We start from the raw sequence: 18471 nt of genomic DNA on the forward strand, positions 1-18471 counted from the left end.
CCCTCCATGATGCTTGAACTGAAGCGGCCTTCCGGCCGTGTGGCGGTCATCGTTCGGTTCACCTCGCCAGTGGCTGGCGAACCCGCTGGGCAGCCCGGTCCCGAGCCACCGAAGCGGAGCGTCGGGCGAGCTGGAAGCATGCCGCGACGAGGAAACCGGGCACGATCCAGGCGTAGCGGCGAAACAGCCGGCGGGGCTCCCGGCTCAGCCGGAACAGCCATTCCAGGCCGTTGCGTTGCATCCAGGGCGGCGCCTGGGCCTTTCTGCCGACCAGGGTATCGAAGGCTGCGCCGACGCCGATCATCACCGGTGCGTCGATGCGCCCGATATGGCTCGCCATCCAGTATTCCTGCTTGGGTGTGCTCAGGCCGACCCAGACGATGTCGGGCCGCGCCGCGTTGATCTGCTCGACGATGCCGGCGTCCTCCTCGCCGGTCAGGGCCCTGAACGGCGGGCTGAGCGTGCCGGCGACCACGAGGCCCGGATGGGCCTGCGTAAGGGCAGCCGCCACCCGGTCGCCGACGCCCATGGCGCCGCCGTAATAGAATTGGCGCCAGCCGCGCCGCGCCGAGAGCTCGCTGAGTGCGCGCATCAGGTCCGGGCCATAGACGCGTCCGGTCTGCGGATGACCCAGCAACCGCGACATCCAGACGAGCGGCATGCCATGCGGCGTCACCATGCCGGCCTGGTTGTGGACCGCCCGCAAGGTCTCGTCGCGCTGGCTTTCCATGATGCCATGCGCACCGGTGGCGCAGACATAATGCCGCCTGCCGCCGGTGACCCATGTTTCGATCGTGCCAAGCGCCTGGTCCATGTCGATCGCGCTGACCTGAACGCCGAGGACGTCGATGCGTGCGGCTTCTTTATGGGGGCGCTCGATGTTCATGCGACGGCCCTTGCTTCCAACGGCACCGGCTGGGGATCGGCCTCGCGGAGCAGTTCGTCGAAATAGGCGATCGTGCGCGAGAGACCATCCGTCAGATCGACGCGCGGCTGCCAGCGAAGGAGCGTCGTCGCGCGCTCGATGTCCGGGCAGCGCTGGCGCGGATCGTCCTGCGGCAGCGGGTGGTAGACGATCGCCGAGCGCGAGCCCGTCAGATCGATGATCGTTTCGGCGAGCTGGCGAACGCTGATTTCATTCGGATTGCCGAGGTTGACCGCGCCGGCGACCGTGCCCGGCACGTTCATGAACTTGACGACGCCTTCGACGAGGTCGTCGACATAGCAGAAGGAGCGCGTCTGGCTGCCATTGCCATAGAGGGTGATCGGCTCGTTGCGCAGCGCCTGGACGATGAAGTTGGAGACCACCCGCCCATCCTCAGGGTGCATGCGCGGGCCGTATGTGTTGAAGATGCGCACGACGCGGATGTCGATGCCGTGCTGACGCTGGTAGTCGTAGAACAGGGTTTCGGCGCAGCGCTTGCCCTCGTCATAGCAGGCGCGCGGGCCGTTGATGTTGACCATGCCGCGATAGTCTTCACGTTGCGGATGAACCTCGGGATCTCCGTAGACCTCGCTGGTCGATGCCTGGAGGATGCGCGCGCGCAGGCGCTTGGCCAGTCCGAGCATGTTGATGGCGCCGATGACGCTGGTCTTCGTGGTCTGGACCGGATCGTGCTGGTAGTGCACCGGCGATGCGGGGCAGGCGAGGTTGTAGATCTCGTCCACCTCGACATAGAGCGGAAACGTGATGTCGTGCCTGACGACTTCGAAGCGTGGGTTCGCCAGCAAATGTGCGATGTTGGCGCGCGATCCCGTGAAATAGTTATCGAGGCAGAGAACCTCGTCGCCGCCGTCGAGTAATTTCTTGCAAAGGTGAGATCCAACAAAGCCTGCGCCCCCAGTCACCAGAACTCTTTTCATGTTCTCGCGCTCCCAGCGATCTGTCATTTTATTTAGAAGCTATTTTTTTATTAGTTTTAAAATCTTTTTGAGATTTGACTCTTATTAAATATTGATTCTCTTTTTAGAAGGCCGCCTTCTTTGAGGTCTCGCCCCTTTCTGTTAACTCATCGTTTACTTGAAGGCGCTTGCTGGCAATTGGCGCTTTCGAGGCACCGCTCCAATCTGAGGCCGCTTTTGGGGGTACTCCGTCGCAACGTGGCGGTGAGCGCCGTCTCGCGCTCCGGACGGCCGGCTCAGCCAAAGCCTCGCCGGGCCCTCCCGCAGGTCCTCGATCCACCGGAATGCGGCCCTGGCGGCAGCCGGTGCCGGCCCTGCGCCCGCCGCCATGCGGCCGGACCGCGGGGGGGCGGCTCTCGGGAGTAGCCCCATCGCGCTCGCAACCTGCCCCTAAGAGCGCACGGCAAGGCGACGGCCTGCTCTAGGCTCTCGGCATGTCCTCTCGCCACGTCCATGCCGGGTGGGAGGTCCTGTTTTCGGGGAGACCTCGATGAGACGAAGCGTTGTGTCGGCCGGCATCAGCATCATTCGCGCCGACGTTCCCGTCCGGGCCGAAGGAGGGCTCCCGCGTACGGTCGTGCGGCTGATGCGCCTGGTAGTCCTTGCGGCCCTGGCGGCCGTTCTCCTGATCCCCGCCTTCAAGGTGGCCGCCAACGATCCGCCGGCTTATCGAGTCGCGCCCGGCGATCGCCTCGGAATCGTCGTCTTCGGCCAGACCGAGCTGTCGGGCGAGTGGATCGTCGACGGTACGCACAGCGTGACCATGCCGCTGATCGGCGCGGTCCCGGTCCGCGGCCTCGGCATCCGGGAGATCGAGCAGAGTATCGCCCAGCGCCTCGCCCAGGGCTTCGTGCAGAAGCCCATCGTCTCGGTGCGGCTCGCCGAGGCCCGGCCGATCTATGTCGTCGGGGACGTCAAGACGCCGGGCAGCCATCCCTATCGCTATGGGATCTCTGTGATGGCCGCCGTCGCGCTGTCGGGGGGATTCACCCTGACCGAAGAGCGCGCCCAGGCGGTGCTTCGGGCGGAATACCTGCAGGCCGACGAGCGCGTGCGGACCCTCGAGGGCACGCGCAATGCGATACTCGCCCGGCGGATCCGGCTGGAGGCGCAACGCGACAACCGGTCCTCGCTCGATTTCGCCGGCCTGCCGGCCCCCACTACGGCCGGCGGCGCGCTGGCCGACATCATCAAGGGCGAGGCGGAGATGCATGCCTTCCAGAACGCGGCCCTGGCGGAACAGGTCGCCCTGGTCGAGCAGCAGCGGCCGAAGCTGGAGGCCGGAAAGCGCTATGTGAGCGAGCAGCTCGCTTCCGAGAAGCGCCAGCTCGAGCTGATCCAGCAGCATTTGGTCGACTACAACGCCCTGCTGAGCTCGGGCCTGGCGCGCCGCTATACGGGGATCGAGCTGCAGCGCGAAGAGGCACGAAACCGCGGCAACATCGCCCGTTTCAACGGCGAGATGTCCAACATCGAGGTCAGTCTGGGCGAGCTGGCCATCCGTGTCCGCGATATCCGCGACATCTATCAGCGTCGGGTCAAGACGGAGCTCCAGGAGACGCTGATGCGTCTGGGCGAAATCGAGGCGGCGCTTCCCGCCGCCCGGGGCACGCGCGAGCTCAGGCTCCGGCAGGTGGGCTTCGTCGAGGAAGCCGGCGGCGCCCCGCGCCGCGCGCTCTTCGTGAGCCGCGCTGCCGGCGACAAGAGCGAAACCTTCGCCGTCACAGACACCACGCTCCTGGAGCCCGGCGACATCCTGCGGGTCGAACGCCTGCCCGAGCCGCCCCTGTCCGCCGAGCCTGTTGCGGTCAACTGGCGTTGAGCTGTGGTGCCTGTCCGACAGTTGCTGAAACGGAGACACGCATGACCATTCCTGTCCGGCCGCTGATCCTGTGCGGGGGAGCCGGCACGCGGCTCTGGCCCATGTCGCGCGATTCCTTTCCCAAGCAGTTTGCCCTGCGGGTCGGCGACCGCTCGATCTTCCAGCAGACGATCCTGCGGGTGACCGGGCCGGGCTTCGGCCGCCCGCTGATCATCAGCAACCAGGCCTACCGCTTCATCGTCGAGAAGCAGCTCGCCGAGATCGATGTCGAGGCGGACCTCGTGCTCGAGCCGATGCGGCGCGACACCGGGCCGGCGATCGTTGCCGCCGCGGCCGTGGCCGGGCGACTCGACCTCGACTGCCCGCTGCTCGTCGTGGCGTCCGACCATGTGGTGCGGGACACCGAGGCGTTTCGCGCCGCGGTGCTGGCGGGCCTGCCGGCGGTGCTGGCGGGGCGCCTCGTGACCTTCGGCATCATGCCGACGCATCCGGCGACGGAGTACGGCTACATCCAGCCGGCGGAAGACCTCGAGGGCGAGGCCCGCGCGGTCGCCAAATTCGTCGAGAAGCCGGATGTCGAGCGCGCGATGCGCTACGTGCTCGAGGGTTTCCTGTGGAATTCCGGGAACTTCATGGCGACGGCGCGCACGCTGGTCGAAGAATACGCGACCTTCGTTCCCGACAGCGTCAAGGCCGTGCTGCTGGCGGCCGATCTCGCCGGGAACGCGTCGGGCGCCTTCGTGCTCGACGCCGAGCACTATGGCAGGGCCGAGCAGCAATCGATCGACTACGCGGTGATGGAGCGAACCTCGCGCGCCGCTGTCGTGTCGCTCTCCTGCGGCTGGTCCGACGTCGGCAACTGGGACCTGCTCTGGTCCGTGAGCGAGCAGGACAAGGAGGGCAATGTCAGTCAGGGCCAGGTCATCCTCTCGGATGCGCATCGCTGCTTCGTCTCGACGGACGGGCCGCTGACATCCGTGCTCGGGGTCGACGATCTCGTGGTGATCGTGAACCGGGACGCCATCCTGGTCGCTGACCGGGCGCGCAGCCGCGAGGTCAAGCAGATCGTCGAGGGGCTACGCCGTGATGGGCGCCAGGAAGCTGACACGCATCCGCGTGTCTACGGGCCGTGGGGCTGGCAGCAGGTGATGGACCAGGGCGACGACTTTCAGGTCAAGCGTATCGTCGTCAATGCCAAGGGCCAGCTCGCGCTGCAGAGCCACGGTCGTGCCGAGCATTGGGTCGTGGTCAGCGGGACGGCCCGGGTCACGGTCGGCAAGAAGGTCCGGCTGCTGACACCGAACCAGCACGCGCACATCCCCGTCGGTGCGCTCCACAGGCTCGAGAACCCCGGCACCATCCCGGTCGAGCTCGTCGCCGTGCAGCATGGCAGGGCAGATGGCGCGGTGCGTGCCGAGGACGCCTACCGGCGCATCTGACGGGCGTCGCGATGCGGAGCCTTCTCCCCCTGCCGCGCTTGCGGCGGGTTTCCGGTCCGTGGCGGCGCGGTGCCGGGCGACGCCGAGACGGCTTCCGCAGTGCTCCAACAGGGGGCAATGGGACTACTCCCAGAGCCCCCCTTCCAAGCGCCCGCGCGAGACCGTCCAATCAACCAAAGCCTGCCCTCGACGGTGGGCCACGAGGCCAAGCCAGGGGGCTGCGGCCGAGCCTCGCCGACCATCATGCCTCTGGACGTACGTGCAGCGATGAACCTGGCCTTTCAGAGTCCGATACGGTTGGAAGGTGCCGTCCGGCGGCATGCGGAGAGCGTCGGCTTCGCTGCCATGCTCACCCTGTGGCGGCACAAGCGTATGATCGTCGCGCTCGTCGTCCTGGCCGCCGCCGCCGCCGTTGCCTTCCTGCTGACGGCCGAAAGGCGCTACACCTCGGCAGCCCTGGTCCAGGTTGATTTCAGCCGGGACGACCAGGGTGGTGGCGCGAGCCGGCAGCAGCCGCTCGCCTCGCTCGACGTCGGCGCCCTGATCGAGACCGAAGCCCGCCTTGTCCGCTCGCGAGCCATCGTGAGACAGGTCGCCCAGCGGCTGGCAAGCGAGCACCCGAAAAGTGCGGATGGCCGGGCCGGCACGGCGAGCGAGCCCGACGAGCGCAGCATCCTGGCGCTGATGCGTGACGTCACGGTCCGCAACGACAGCCGTTCCTATCTGATCGAGATCGGATTCACCGCGAATGATCCGCAGCGGGCGGCGCGTATCGCCAATCTCTTCGTCGAGGTCTATCTGAAGAACCGTAGCGAGGCGAGCTTCACCGCCTCCCGGCGCGCCAGCGAATGGTACGCCGCCCAGATCAACGAGACGCGGACCGCGCTGGAAACGGCCGAGACCGCTGCCTCGGAGTACCGTTCGACCCACAACATCGTCGACACCTCCTCCGAAGGCGGAGTGCTCCTGCAGCAGCAGATGCGCGAGGTCTCGAGCCAGATCATCGCTGCCGGCCTGGCGCGGCTGAACGAGGAGGCGCGGCTGGAGCGGGCGACGCGCGCTGCCGCGCAGGGCCTTGTCCCGCCCGACGTCGCGGCATTGCCGCAGATCCAGCGGCTGGCGGAAAGCCGCGAGGTGGCGCGCAGGCAGGCAGCCGAACTCTCGGCGTCGGTCGGTGAGCGCCATCCCCAGGCCGAGCGCGCCCGCCTGCTGGTGGAGGAGACCGAGCAGCGGCTGCGGGACGAGGTCGCGAAGGCCGTCGCCGCGATCGCAGTGGATGTGAGCAATGCCCGCAGGGTCGAGGGCGAACTCGACGCAGCCGTTCGCAAGGCGAGGCTCGCCCTGATCGAGGCGAAGGCGCGCGAGGCCGAACTTCGCACGCTGCAAGGCAAGGCCGAATCCCTGCGCAACCGCCTGAGAACGCTGACCGAGAACCAGGTCCAGGCGCAGGCGCTGGCCGATCTCAAGCCGGTCGCCGCGCAGGTCATGGTCCCGGCCGAGCCGATCATGACGCCGTCCGGCCCAAAGAAGTCGCTCGTCCTCGGCTTCGCCATCATCGCAGCCGCGGCGCTCGGTGCCGGCATCGCCTTCCTGCTGGAGCGCCGCGACACCGGCTTCCGCACGGAGGACGAGGTGCTGCGCGAAATCGATTGCCCCTGCGTCGGCCTCGTGCCGGCCTCCTCGGGCACCTTCGACAGTTTCGATATCGTCGCGCGGCGGGAGGCGATGCGCGCGATCGCGGCGTCGACCGGGCTGACCTCGTCCCAGGCCGGCGCGAAGACCGTGCTGGTGACCTCGGCCCTGCCGGGAGAGGGCAAGTCCATGCTGGTGGACTCGCTGGCGTTGAGCCTGATGGAGATGGGCCGCAGCGTCCTGATTATCGATGCCTCGCCATGCCGCGAGCTGGACTGCGAGGTCAGGCCGGCGCTGGAGGACATGGTCGTCGATCCGGTGACACGCCACCGCTTCCTGGAGAAGGGGGCGGGCGAACCGATACCGGTCCTGCAGCGCCGTAATGCCGACCTGAGCAACAGCCTGCCGATGACGAAGGGCGAGTGGATCGCGCCGCTCTCCGTCATCCAGCGCCGGACCGGACTCTCGGAAGGCGGCGCGATCTTCGCGCGGGCGGCATTCGGTGACTTCGTCAGGGAGGCCTGCGGGACCTATGACGTCGTGATCATCGAGGCGCCGCCGGTGACGCTGGTGGCCGATGCGCTGATCCTTGCCCCGTTTGCGGACATCGTCCTGCAGGCGGTGCGCTGGAACGCGACCCCGAAGGCTTTGGTGGCCGAGACCCTGAAGCGGCTTCGCGATGCATCGGTGCGGGTGCAGGGAATCGTTCTGACCGGCGTCGATTTCGACAAGTACCAGTCCTATCAGGGCTTTTTCAGAGCCCTCCCGGCGAAGAAGAGCCGCCAGTATTACGCGACGTTCGACTGAAATCCGGCGGAGGTGATCTTGTACAATCAAAAACGGATCATGATCACCGGCGGCAACGGCTATGTCGGCCGCCAGGTTACGCGACGTCTCTATGACCGGCATGAGGTCTGCGTCGTCGACAATATCCGCTACGGGCAGGTCCGCTTTGCGGAGGATGAACTCGCGAAGTTTCGCCTGAAGCGGACCGACATCAACGACCAGGCCGCGATCGCCGATGTCGTCGCGGATTTCTGCCCCGACGTGATCGTCCATCTGGCGGCGATCCACTACATCCCCGAATGCGAGCAGCTGCCGGCGATGGCGACACAGACCAATGTGCTGGGGGTGATGAACCTGCTCCTGGCTGCGCCCGCCGGATCGCGCTTCGTCTATGCGAGCAGCGGCGCGGTCTACAAGCCGGACACGCAGCCCCATTGCGAGGGCTCGGCGCTGCTCGAGCCGAGCGACATCTACGGCATGAACAAGCTGCATGGCGAACATTACGTCCGCTATCTCGCCGCGCAGCGCTCGCTGGCGGCGGTGGCGGTGCGGCTCTTCAACGTCGTCGGCCCCGGCGAAACCAACCCGCATCTGCTGCCGGAGATCGTCGCCCAGCTCAAGGCGGGGCGGACCACGATCCGGCTCGGCAACCGCTGGCCGAAGCGGGACTACATCCATGTCGAGGATGCCGCGCGCGGCTTCGCCACCATCGCCACGGACGACACGCTGGTCGAGGGCGCGACCGTGACGGTCAATCTCGGCACGTCGCATCCCTATTCGGTCGACGAGATCCTGCTCAAGCTGCGCGATATCGCCCAGATCGGCTTCACGCTTGAGCAGGACAGCGCGCGGGTGCGCGCCGTAGACCGGCCCTTCCTCGCCGCCGACACGACGCAAATCCGCCGGCGTTTCGGCTGGGAGCCGGCCTTCACCATCGACGATGCCCTGCAGGATCTCTGGCGCGAGCCGGACCTCTCGGCATCCCTGACCGCGAAGTATCTGTGATGAGGGTCCTCGCCGCCATCGTGGCGCCGCCACACATGTCGGTCAGCGGTGCCGGACGCGCCGCCGAGCAGCTCAGCGTCGCGCTTGCCGAGTACTGCGACATGACCATCGCCAGCATGATGGGTCCGCAGGCGGGCGGTGCGGAGGAGGGCAGGGTGCGCCGGCTGCCGGTGAAGGCGACGCTGCCGCCGCTGCTGCCCTGGCAGCGCCTGTCGAACCGCTACCGGACGCTGTTCTACCGATCCGATATCCCGCAGCTGATCGCCAAGGGCGGCTTCGACCTTGTGCACATTCACAATCCGATGCCGGCGCTGGAAATGGCGCGCATCGCCCGCGCCTGCCGGAGGGCAGGCATTCCCTATGTCGTCTCCACGCATGGCTTCAACGAGATCCACAACGGCGCGCGAATCTACGGCTTCGGGCCGCTGAAGCGCCTGGTCTGGCAGGAACTGGTGACGAGGCCGGTGCATCAGGCCGTCCGCCATGCCGCCGCCGTCTTCACGCTGTCGCCGGCCGATGACGAGATCGTCCGGCAGATGGGCTTTGCCGGCGATGCGCTGGTGAACGTGCCTAATGGCGTGCCCGTGCCGCGCCCTGCCGATCCGGCCGGGGATGTGGCGGCCTGGCAGCGCCTCGGCATCGGCGAGCGCCGCCCGGGCCAGCTCACCTGCATGTTCCTGGCGAACCATACGCCGAACAAGGGGCTGCCGGTGCTGCTGTCGGCCTTTGCGCGCTTGACCTGCCCGTTCCAGCTGATCGTCGGTGGCGAGACGCGCACGGAGATCGACTATGGGCTGGCCTCCCTTCTCAAGGGGCCCGACCAGCGCATCGTGATCACCGGGCGGCTCTCCGACGAGGATGTCGCGGCGCTGTACCGACGGGCCGATCTCTTCGTCTTCCCGACGCTCGCCGACACGTTCCCGCTGGCGATCCTGGAGGCGATGTCCCACGGCGTTCCGGTCCTCGCCTCGGCGGTGGGTGGCATCCCGCATCAGGTCGGCAAGGACTACGGCAGGCTGGTCAAGCCCGGGCAGGTCGAGGAACTCGCCGCCGCGCTCGACGATCTCGCGCAAGATCCCGACAGACTCGCCGAAATGGGGCGCCTGGCGCGGGCCCATGTCGCGGCGAATTACACCTGGGAGAGCGCTGCGCGGCGCGCCTTCACCGAATACGAGCGCCTGTTACGGCCTGCGCCGGCCGTACGATCTCCGGCGCGGCCGGTTGCACCCACCCTTCGCCAGCAGAGAGGACGGCCCGCATGACCCTGCCCGCCGGAGAACGGCTCGCCATCATAGGCTGCGGCGCCGTCGTTGATCATCATCTAGCCCCTTCGCTGCGGCGCCTCGGCTGGACGCCTTCCGTCCTGATCGACCGCTCGCCCGAGCGTGCGACGCTCGTCGCGGGCAAGTTCGGCGGCCAGGGGCGTTCCATCGTGACGGCGCAGGACTGGCATGAGGTTGCCGACCGCTTCGACGCCGCGATCGTGGCCGTGCCGCATGTCCTGCACGGGCCGATCGGGCTCGAACTTCTGCAGGCCGGCAAGCACCTCTTCATGGAGAAGCCCCTCGCGGCGACCTCGGCGCAATGCGAGGCCATGGTCGCGGCGGCTGAAGAGCGCGGGGTTTCGCTTCGCGTCGGCCTGCTGCGCCGCTATCTGCACGGCACGCGCTGGCTCAAGGCGCTGCTCGATGCCGGCGTGCTCGGCAGGATCACGCGCTTCGACATCCGCGAGGGCTTCGTCTTCAACTGGGCGACGAGTTCCGACGCCTTGCTGAAGCGCGAGCTGGCGGCCGGTGGCGTGCTGATGGACACCGGCGCCCATACGCTCGACCTGTTGCTCTGGTGGCTGGGCGACGTCGCCTCGCTGAGCTATCGCGACGATGCCGACCACGGTGTCGAGGCCGACTGCGTGGTGGAATGCCGGATGGCGTCGGGCGCCGTCGGCAGCGTCGAGCTGAGCCGCACGCGCGACCTGCGCGGCACGATCGTCATCGAGGGCACGGAAGGCTTCGTCGAGGTCCATCTCGCCAAGAGTCGCATCCTAGCAGGCTCGCCGAACGCGCTGGCCTTCCGGCATGACGGGCGCGCCGCCGCCGACATGCCGCTCCAGCTCTTCCCCGAGCTCTTCGATTCCGAGCTCCGCGATTTCCGCGGCAGCGTCGCCGGCGATAAGGAAAAGGGGATCTCCGGCAAGGAAGGCATCCGCTCGGTGGCGCTTATCGAACGCTGCTATGCCGCCCGCGAGCCGCTTGCGATGCCCTGGCCCTCGGCAACGCCGGCCAGCGCCGACGACGCCCAGCCGCGCCTGCCGGCCGGCAGCACCGCGCTGATTACCGGGGCGACCGGCTTCATCGGAGGGCGCCTGGCCGAGCGCCTCGTCGAGCAGGGGGTGAAGGTGCGCTGCCTGATCCGCAGCTACGGGCAGGCGACTCGGCTGGCAAGGCTGCCGGTCGAGATCATCAAGGGCAGGCTCGACGATGCGGTGGCGATCGCGCGCGGGCTGGAGGGGGCCGACTACGTCTTCCACTGCGCCTATGACACGCGCTCGCGGAAGCTCAATCTCGACGCGCTGGATGGCTTGATCGCGGAAGCGCTGCGCCAGAAGGTCAAGGGGTTCGTCTATGTCAGCAGCTTCTCGGTGTATGAGCCGTTTCCGGACGGGGCGCTCACCGAGGAGACGCGCGACGGTGACCGCACCTGGATTTATGCGCGCAACAAGCTCGACCTCGAGGCGCGTACGTTGCGGGCCGTGCGCGAACAGGGCCTCAAGGCCAGCATCGTCCAGCCGGCAATCGTCTACGGGCCCTTCGCGAAATCCTGGACCAACGACATCGCCGAGCGACTGCTGACCGGCGAGGTGATCCTGCCCGATCGCGGCGAGGGCCTGTGCAATGCCGTCTATGTCGATGACCTCGTCGACGGTTTCGTCCTGGCGGCTCAGCGGCCGGAGGCGGTGGGCCAGCGCTTCATCCTGTCCGGACCCGAGCCCGTGAGCTGGGCCAGGTTCTACGAGAGCATGGCAGAGGCCATCGACGCCGAAAAGCCGCGCTACTGGCCGGCCGAGGCGGTTGCGAGTGCCAATCACGGCTTCATCCGCGATCTGAAGATGGTGCTCGCAAACCCCAAGCGGCTCATCCAGATCATCGTGCGCTGGCCGCCGGCGCGGCAGGCGCTGCAGGCGGGTTACGATGCGCTGCCGGGGCCGCTGCACGAGTTCGTGACGCGGGTCTATTTCGGCGGAGGCGGCCGCCAGTTCGGCATGCGTTATCTGCCCGATCGGCAGGCGCTCGCGCTCTACCGCTCGCAGGCCCCCAGTAGCAACGAGAAGGCCGCCCGCTTGCTCGGCTATGCGCCGCGCTACGGCTTCACCGAGGGCATGCGCGAGACCTCGGCCTATCTCGCCTGGGCCTATGGCGACCTGCGCCGGGAGAGCGCGGCGCTCGCAGGTCCGCGGCCGGAGGCGGCAGAGGACGCGTCCACGAGGCTGGTCGATGCGGGTTGAGGCGCATTGGTCCCGCTCCTCCTGGACGATCCTCGACCAGGGCGTGGTCAGCCTCGGCGCCTTCCTGCTCAACATCGTCCTGGCGCGGAATCTGCCGCCGGCGGAATACGGTATGTTCGCGCTGATCATCGGCAGCCTGCTGCTGGTGCAACTCACCGCGGGTTCGCTGATCTTCTATCCGATGTCGATCCGCAGCACGGTGCTGCCCGATGAGGAGCGGCGAAAGCTCATCGGGCGCGGCATCGTGCTGCTCGGCCTGCTCGGCCTGCCGCTGATCCTGCTCATCGGCGTGGTCCTGATCGTCATGGGCCGGACCGATCTGGTGCTGCCCCTGCTGACCTTGTTCGTCGTGGGCCAGACGCAGGAGGCGCTCCGGCGCGGGCTCTTCGCCGAATTTCGCCACCGCGACGCGCTGATCGGCGATGTGATCGGCTATCTCGGCCAAGTCGCCCTGGTGCTGGTGCTACTGCAGCGAGGCCCCGCCACGCTGGCGGATGTCTTCAATGCGATGGCGCTCGCCATGGCCGCGGCGCTGATCGTGAGCTACCGGCTGGTCGGGCCCGATTTCCGCGCGCCTGGCTCACTGCGGGTGACGATCGCCGATTTCTGGTCGCTCGGCAGCTGGTCTCTCGCCAACAATCTCACGGGCGCGATGCGCCTGCAGATCTTTTTCTGGGGGCTGGCGGCGCTGCATGGAGCCGCGGCGACCGCCTCCTTCCAGGCCGCGCTCAACATCACCAACCTGGCGAACCCCATCCTGATCGGACTGTGCAATGTCATCCCGCAAACCGCGGCCCGGAAGTTTCAGGACGGGTACGGCGTCGCCTGGCAGGCCGCGCGGCCCTACGCCGTCGCCGGGGCGCTGCCGGTCCTGCTGTGCTACGGTGTCCTCCTGGTCGTGCCCGAATTCGTCCTGGGCGCGATCTACGGGCCGGACTCGGCCTATGCGGATCTCGCCCTCCCGATCCGCGTCCTCGCCGTGGCCGCCCTGCTCGCCTACTCGGCCGACATGGTCTGCTCCTACATGCACGGGGTCGATGCGGCCCGGCTGGCTCTGCTCATCAACCTGCTGGGCACGATCGCCGCAGCCGCCCTGTTCCTGCCTCTCGCCGTCGACCACGCGGTGGTCGGCTGCTGCATCGCGCTCGCCGTGGCGAGCCTCGTTCGACTCCTGGCTTCCCAATGGTTCCTGTCGAGGATGATCGCCGATGGCCGAAAACCGGCTGCTTGATGCCGGCCGCCCGGCCGCCTCGCATATCCGCATTGCCGCGCGAGCGAGCCTCGACATCCGCCATGTCGTGATCGACGACGTCACCCCGCATCCTTCCGCGGCGAACGGCATCCACCACGTGGTCCGCAGGATCGCGCGGGAGCAGATCGCCGCCGGCGACGACCCCAGGATCATCATCCTGCGGCGCCCGGATGTGGCGGGCGAGCCCGAGCCGATCGAGCTCCCCACGCTGATCCTGCCACTCGACGGCCCGATGCTGATGGGGCATATCGTCGGCATCGTGCCGCAGATCATGGCCGCGCTGACCGCTGGCGCGGGCCCCGAGACGATCTTCCACATCCACACGGCCCGGCAGCCGGTGCTGCCCTTGCTGGTGCGCGAACTCGGGCGCCGCGGCCTTGCCTACGGCATTACCGTCCATGGACGGTATTCGCATGTCATCGACAAGGCCGGCCGGACCGCGAACTGGAAATCGGCGCTCTATGTACGGCTCGTCGAGCAGCGTGCGCTCGGGAAGGCGCGCTTCGTCCAGGCCGTCTCGGCGGCAGAGGCGCAGGTGATCCGGCGCCTTGCCCCGCGCGCCCGGATCCGGGTGATCCCGAACGCGGCCTATTCGAGCGCTCTCGACGGCATGCCGCCGGCGCCTCGCCGCAGGACCTCCTTCGCCGAATTTCCGACCTTCGGCTTCTGCGGTCGCTACGCGATCGTGCACAAGGGGCTCGACCTGCTGATCGAGGGCTTCGCCGCCTATCGGCACGGAGGCGGGCAGGGCAGGCTCGTGCTGATCGGCACCGGCCCGGCACGGGACGTGATCTCGGCGATGGCGAACACCTTCGGTCTCGGCGACGCCGTCGAGATCAACGGTTCCTGCTTCGGTGAGGAGAAGCGGCGGCGGATGGCGCGGTGGGACTACTTCGTCCAGCCGTCGCGTTTCGACGGGGTACCGATCGCGGCGCTCGAGGCGGCACTGTCGGGGCTGCCGCTCGTGGTCTCCACGGAAACCGGCCTGGATGCTGCGGTCGATGCCACCGGGGCCGGATTCGTCCTCTCGGCCCTGACGCCGCAGGCGATCGCGTCCTCCTTCAGCCAGGCTTCCGCCTTGTCGCCGGAGGCCTGGGACACGATGGCGCTGGCAGCCTATGGCATGGCCGTCGAAATCGGCGACTGGACGCCGATCGCCGCGACCCTGCGCGGCCTCTATCTGGCCTGACAGCCTCTTGGAAAATCCCACTTGCGCTCATCCTTCGAGACGCCGCTGACGCGGTTCCTCAAAGGCTCGCCCCTGTCATCCTCCGGTCGTCATTCCCGGCGCAGCGAAGCGGATGCCCGGAATGACGGTGGGGATGAATTGCCAAACGAACTCCGACAGGGCGCCCGGATTAGTGAGGCGGGATGGTAAGGTGGATGCCGGCATGCGCTCGCGGACGCTTCGTCGCATGCAGCGGAGGGCATGGAACGGCACCGTCATCCCGGATCGGCGCTGCTCCGACGCTTGTTGGAGGCGACGCCTCGCGCCGCCAGAAATCAGCGCGCTCTCGATCGTTCTCAGATCGGGCTAAGTCGTACCTGTGCCGACGTCGCGAGCACGGGCTCCGCGCGGCAATTCGGGAGGGCGTAACGCCGCCACCCCTGGACTGCTTCGTCGCTACGGCTTCTCGCAATGACGGGAACTGCCCGAGGCGAACCCGGTGTCCATCGCCGCGCCCATGCAGGCCGCGTCCATGCAGAAAGAGGCGCGGCGCAGTGCTCCGCAGCCCTTCCTGCCAGCAGTCATGGTCTCGGGGCTCATTGCTTTCACGAGCCCCGCAAATGAGATACCTCGCTTGAGCGAGACATCCTCTTACGGCGCGGCGCGCGCGCGGCCGACTTCGATCAACGTGCCGTTGGTGTGGGGAATCTGGCGGATCGATTCCAGCCCTTTCATCGCCCATATAGCCGCCTGGACACGGTTCTGGACGCGGATCTTGCGCAGGATCGCCTTGATATGCGCCTTGACGGTCGCTTCCACGATGTCGAGGTTGCGGGCGATCATCTTGTTGGACTGCCCACGGACCAGGCATTGCAGGATCTGCACTTCACGAGCCGAGAGTGCACGAGATGCCGGAGCGACTTCCTCGACGACCTCGTCCTCGTCATCCTCGTCGGCCTCGACCCCGACGTCATGCTCATCCACCACCCGCGTCAGCAACGCCGACGGAATGATGCTCTCTCCGAGCATGACCAACTCGAGCGACTTGATCAGCGTCGAAGAGCTGATGGTCTTGATCAGATAGCCGCGCGCCGACAGCGCGAAGGCAAGATGGACCTGCTCGACCGTGTACTGATCGGAGAGCACGACGCACCGGACCCGCGGGAACCGCGCCTTCAATATTCGTAAGTTGCTTTCCAGGCTCCTGTCGGAATTCGTCGTTCCAACAATAACGATCTCCGGTTCCGGATAAGTCTCGGATTTCAGTTCCTCTGCGCTGGAGACCGTTGCTATGATGTTAAAGCTGGTCTTCTGCAAAAGTTTAGCGAGGCCCTCTCGAAACAAGGTGCTTGTTTCGATAATTACGGTTGAGACGCCACTCATCGTCTTCGCCCCCAAGCAGGATCGCGATTGATTTCCCCTGTTGGCTACATTTTTTGATCGATAGCCAAGATTATATTATGCATAAGAACGGCAACATTCCTAGCAAATTTTGCACATAATCCGGCCGGTTGTTTCAGAGTTGCGCCCTTCGGATACAGTTTAGTTGGAGTTTTTTATAGTTATATTTGGTACGATGTTCGCCTTGATTGCGTTATTCGATGATGTTTTTTGCGTCGATCGGATTATTGCTCGCGGATTGTGTACTACTTTTGCCTTTTTTTTCGCTTTCGTCCCCTTTCTCGCGAGGTATGATTCGTCGAGTTCTTGTCAATTATTTCAAATGTCTAAATATCAGGACCTGCGGAGGGCAATAATCGCTTGGGTCACATTCTTGTGTCTTGAGGAGGCGCCGGTCGCTGGAAATGAGATCGCGTCGATGCCGGGCGGTCGCTGGCGGGTTCCTGGCTATGCCGGCCTTTCGCGAAATCTCGCTCTTTCGTTCCCGCGGTTGTCCGGCGGCCGCTCGGTAACCTTCGGCGGGTGCCCCGCATCGCTTCGGTCCGATGCCCAGTTTTGCGCTCAGAGCGGTCCCGATCCGGATCCCTGCGCGCCTCGTCGTGAGCCTGTATCCGCCGGCCCGCAGGGGCCCGGCAAAGGACGCAGCGCAAGGCGCGACGATCAGAGCTGGCGGCCGTTCGCTGCCTGGCGCATGCGCCCCAGCCGGCCGGCAAGCGTGATGGCCGCCGGCACGGGGTCGGACAGGATGAAGCGCATGCTGGCCCGGTCGCTGGCCGTCAGCTTCCAGGGCTGCAGGGCGCGCTGCAGGACCGCCGCCGCGCCGGAGAGACGCCCCGGATGAACAGGGAAGAGTCCCCGCGACCTGGATCGCTCGGGCCAGAAGCCGAACTCGACGAAGTTGGCACCGGCAAGCATGGCCATTTCCATCCGGTACCAGAAGCACGGATTGCATTCGATCAAGTGGAGGCGGCCCGCCGGGTCGACGCGGATGTCGAAGACCATGACGCCGTCATAGCCGAGGCTGGCCGCGATCTTCGCCGCCAGCGACGTCGCCTCCGCCTGGTCGAAGAAGCCGATATCCTGCTCCTCGCGGCGACAATGCACCACCTTTTCGAGATCGCCGCCCCGGGCCAGCGCGATGGTGGTAAACTCCGTGCCGGGGATGTAGTCCTGCAGCAGGATCGGGGCGTAGCCCAGGGATTTCAGCAGCGGTTCGGCGGTGGCGTGGGAAATCCTGGCGACGCCGAGGCTGCCCCAGAGCCCGATCGGCTTGACCACGAAGTCGCGGCCGGGCCCTGCCGCCTTCAACGCGGCCCTGATTTCTCCGATGTCCTGGCAGAGCATGGTCGTCGGGTGCGGCAGGTCGAGACGGGCGCAGAAGCGGGCGAAGCGCGATTTGTCGTTCAGGCTGTCGAAGGCTTCAGGCGTGGGGACGGGATAGCAGGTCGCGGGGAGGCTGCCGCGATGCTCGGCCAGGAAACGCGTGGTGTCGGCATCGCTCGGCAAGATGTAGTCGATCCCTTCTTCGGAGAGGATGCGGCCGATGGCCTCGACATCGGCCGGGGTTGCGAAGGGTTCGTCGGTGGATCGTCGGGCATGGAAGCGGCGGCAGAAAGCCGATTGCGAGAGCGACTTGGCATCGGCCGTGCCGTAGACGTGTACGGCGTCGAACAGGGGAGCAGCGCAGCGCAACGCGCGATATTGCAGCCGGAATCCGTTGGCGAGTATCAAGGCCTTCGACATCCCGCCCCCCGTCCTTGCTGCGCATTTCGCACGCAGTCATGACGACCCGCTTCGATCAAACGCCAACGCGGCGCGGGAAGTCGACAGGGCATCGGGATTACCTCCTTGGGAACGCCCGGCGCCGCGGTTTCAGCCGAAGAAAATCTCGCGCGCGATGATGATCGGCAGGTGGCCGTCGGGCAGGAAGTTGGGCTCGTCGGCGCGTGTCGCGATATATTCGGGCGTCAGCGTGCCGGCCTTCATCTCGGCGGTGGAATTGAACCAGGTGATCGCCAGCCCGTCATAGGGCGGCTCGCCGGCTTCGTATTGCGACAGGGCGAGGTGGTTCTGCTCATAGCGCCGCAGTACGGGGATCGTGGCGGCGAGGGGGCCGTGGACGCCGCGCCAATACGCGCGGAAGGGTATCAGCGGCATGCCCGGCCGGCGGTTGACGAATTCGATATTCTTGACCGCCGGCTCAGGCACCGGGCCGTCCTTGACGACATAGACATCGACGGCCATTCGCACCAGCCGCGCCGGATCGACCAGAGTGAGCAGGTCGGCCTCGATCCGGAGGGCGGTCTCGCTGGTGCCATAGGCGGCATAAGCGGCGTCATCGTCGAACCAGCTCTCGCTGATGCCGTCGAACAGCAGCTCGCCCTTGGCATAGCCCTTTTCCAGCGCATGCGACTGCACATAGCGGCGCAGGCCGGGCGCGGCCGCCGCGAGCGGGCCATGGTCCTGCGCCCAGCGCCTCTGGAAATCCTGCACCGTGAGGCCGGGGCTGCGCTTCACGAGCGTCACGATCTTGCGCATGGCTCTGCTTCCCGTTCGGCCCCG

The 18471-nt window shown here is 66.7% G+C and carries 13 protein-coding genes; 8 read left to right on the forward strand and 5 right to left on the reverse strand.

Translation table 11 applies throughout. The features are described from left to right. Positions 1–58: 58 nt before the first annotated feature. Both ASE63_RS17595 and ASE63_RS17600 read right to left on the reverse strand, forming a co-directional pair. Complete coding sequence (locus ASE63_RS17595) at positions 59–886, reverse strand: WecB/TagA/CpsF family glycosyltransferase (protein WP_056804067.1); 828 nt, start codon at positions 884–886, stop codon at positions 59–61. After that, the gene (locus ASE63_RS17600) at positions 883–1863 is read right to left on the reverse strand and encodes a UDP-glucuronic acid decarboxylase family protein (protein WP_056804550.1); all 981 of its coding nucleotides are present in this window, start codon (positions 1861–1863) and stop codon (positions 883–885) included. Before ASE63_RS17600 ends, ASE63_RS17595 begins: the two co-directional genes overlap by 4 nt. Before the next feature lie 529 nt (positions 1864–2392). Between ASE63_RS17600 and ASE63_RS17605 the strand changes: the two genes are divergently transcribed. The 8 genes from ASE63_RS17605 (at position 2393) to ASE63_RS17640 (ending at position 14529) form a co-directional block, all read left to right on the forward strand. After that, complete coding sequence (locus ASE63_RS17605) at positions 2393–3724, forward strand: polysaccharide biosynthesis/export family protein (protein WP_082610063.1); 1332 nt, start codon at positions 2393–2395, stop codon at positions 3722–3724. A gap of 41 nt (positions 3725–3765) precedes the next feature. After that, a complete protein-coding gene (locus ASE63_RS17610; RefSeq protein ID WP_056804073.1) occupies positions 3766–5163 on the forward strand; it encodes a mannose-1-phosphate guanylyltransferase/mannose-6-phosphate isomerase in 1398 nt (465 codons plus the stop codon). Between the two features lie 345 nt (positions 5164–5508). Then, positions 5509–7602, forward strand: a complete 2094-nt coding sequence (locus ASE63_RS17615) for a polysaccharide biosynthesis tyrosine autokinase (protein ID WP_162261798.1) — start codon at positions 5509–5511, stop codon at positions 7600–7602. A 12-nt stretch (positions 7603–7614) separates the two neighbouring features. After that, positions 7615–8586 (forward strand): NAD-dependent epimerase/dehydratase family protein, encoded by a 972-nt coding sequence (locus ASE63_RS17620; protein ID WP_244491438.1) that lies wholly within the window; start codon positions 7615–7617, stop codon positions 8584–8586. Next, the gene (locus tag ASE63_RS17625) at positions 8586–9848 is read left to right on the forward strand and encodes a glycosyltransferase family 4 protein (protein WP_244491439.1); all 1263 of its coding nucleotides are present in this window, start codon (positions 8586–8588) and stop codon (positions 9846–9848) included. The genes ASE63_RS17620 and ASE63_RS17625 overlap by 1 nt, the downstream gene beginning before the upstream one ends. Continuing rightward, entirely contained in the window at positions 9845–12088 is a 2244-nt protein-coding gene (locus tag ASE63_RS17630; protein ID WP_056804084.1) for an NAD-dependent epimerase/dehydratase family protein, read from the forward strand. The genes ASE63_RS17625 and ASE63_RS17630 overlap by 4 nt, the downstream gene beginning before the upstream one ends. After that, positions 12078–13319 (forward strand): oligosaccharide flippase family protein, encoded by a 1242-nt coding sequence (locus ASE63_RS17635; RefSeq protein ID WP_056804087.1) that lies wholly within the window; start codon positions 12078–12080, stop codon positions 13317–13319. Before ASE63_RS17630 ends, ASE63_RS17635 begins: the two co-directional genes overlap by 11 nt. Next, positions 13297–14529 (forward strand): glycosyltransferase, encoded by a 1233-nt coding sequence (locus ASE63_RS17640; RefSeq protein ID WP_056804090.1) that lies wholly within the window; start codon positions 13297–13299, stop codon positions 14527–14529. Before ASE63_RS17635 ends, ASE63_RS17640 begins: the two co-directional genes overlap by 23 nt. Positions 14530–15159: 630 nt before the next feature. On the opposite strand, the gene ASE63_RS17645 is transcribed toward ASE63_RS17640, so the two are convergent. From ASE63_RS17645 to ASE63_RS17655, 3 genes are all read right to left on the reverse strand, one after another. After that, on the reverse strand, positions 15160–15891 hold the full coding sequence (locus tag ASE63_RS17645) for a response regulator transcription factor (RefSeq protein ID WP_082610067.1): 732 nt from the start codon (positions 15889–15891) through the stop codon (positions 15160–15162). Positions 15892–16569: 678 nt separating this feature from the next. Then, positions 16570–17652 carry an ATP-grasp domain-containing protein gene (locus ASE63_RS17650; RefSeq protein WP_056804096.1) on the reverse strand — a complete coding sequence of 361 codons (1083 nt, stop codon included), beginning with the start codon at positions 17650–17652 and terminating at the stop codon, positions 16570–16572. Between the two features lie 129 nt (positions 17653–17781). Continuing rightward, entirely contained in the window at positions 17782–18447 is a 666-nt protein-coding gene (locus tag ASE63_RS17655; RefSeq protein WP_056804100.1) for an EthD family reductase, read from the reverse strand. Positions 18448–18471: the final 24 nt, after the last annotated feature.

This window comes from Allobosea sp. Root381 (genome assembly GCF_001429395.1).
Classification (GTDB): domain Bacteria; phylum Pseudomonadota; class Alphaproteobacteria; order Rhizobiales; family Beijerinckiaceae; genus Allobosea.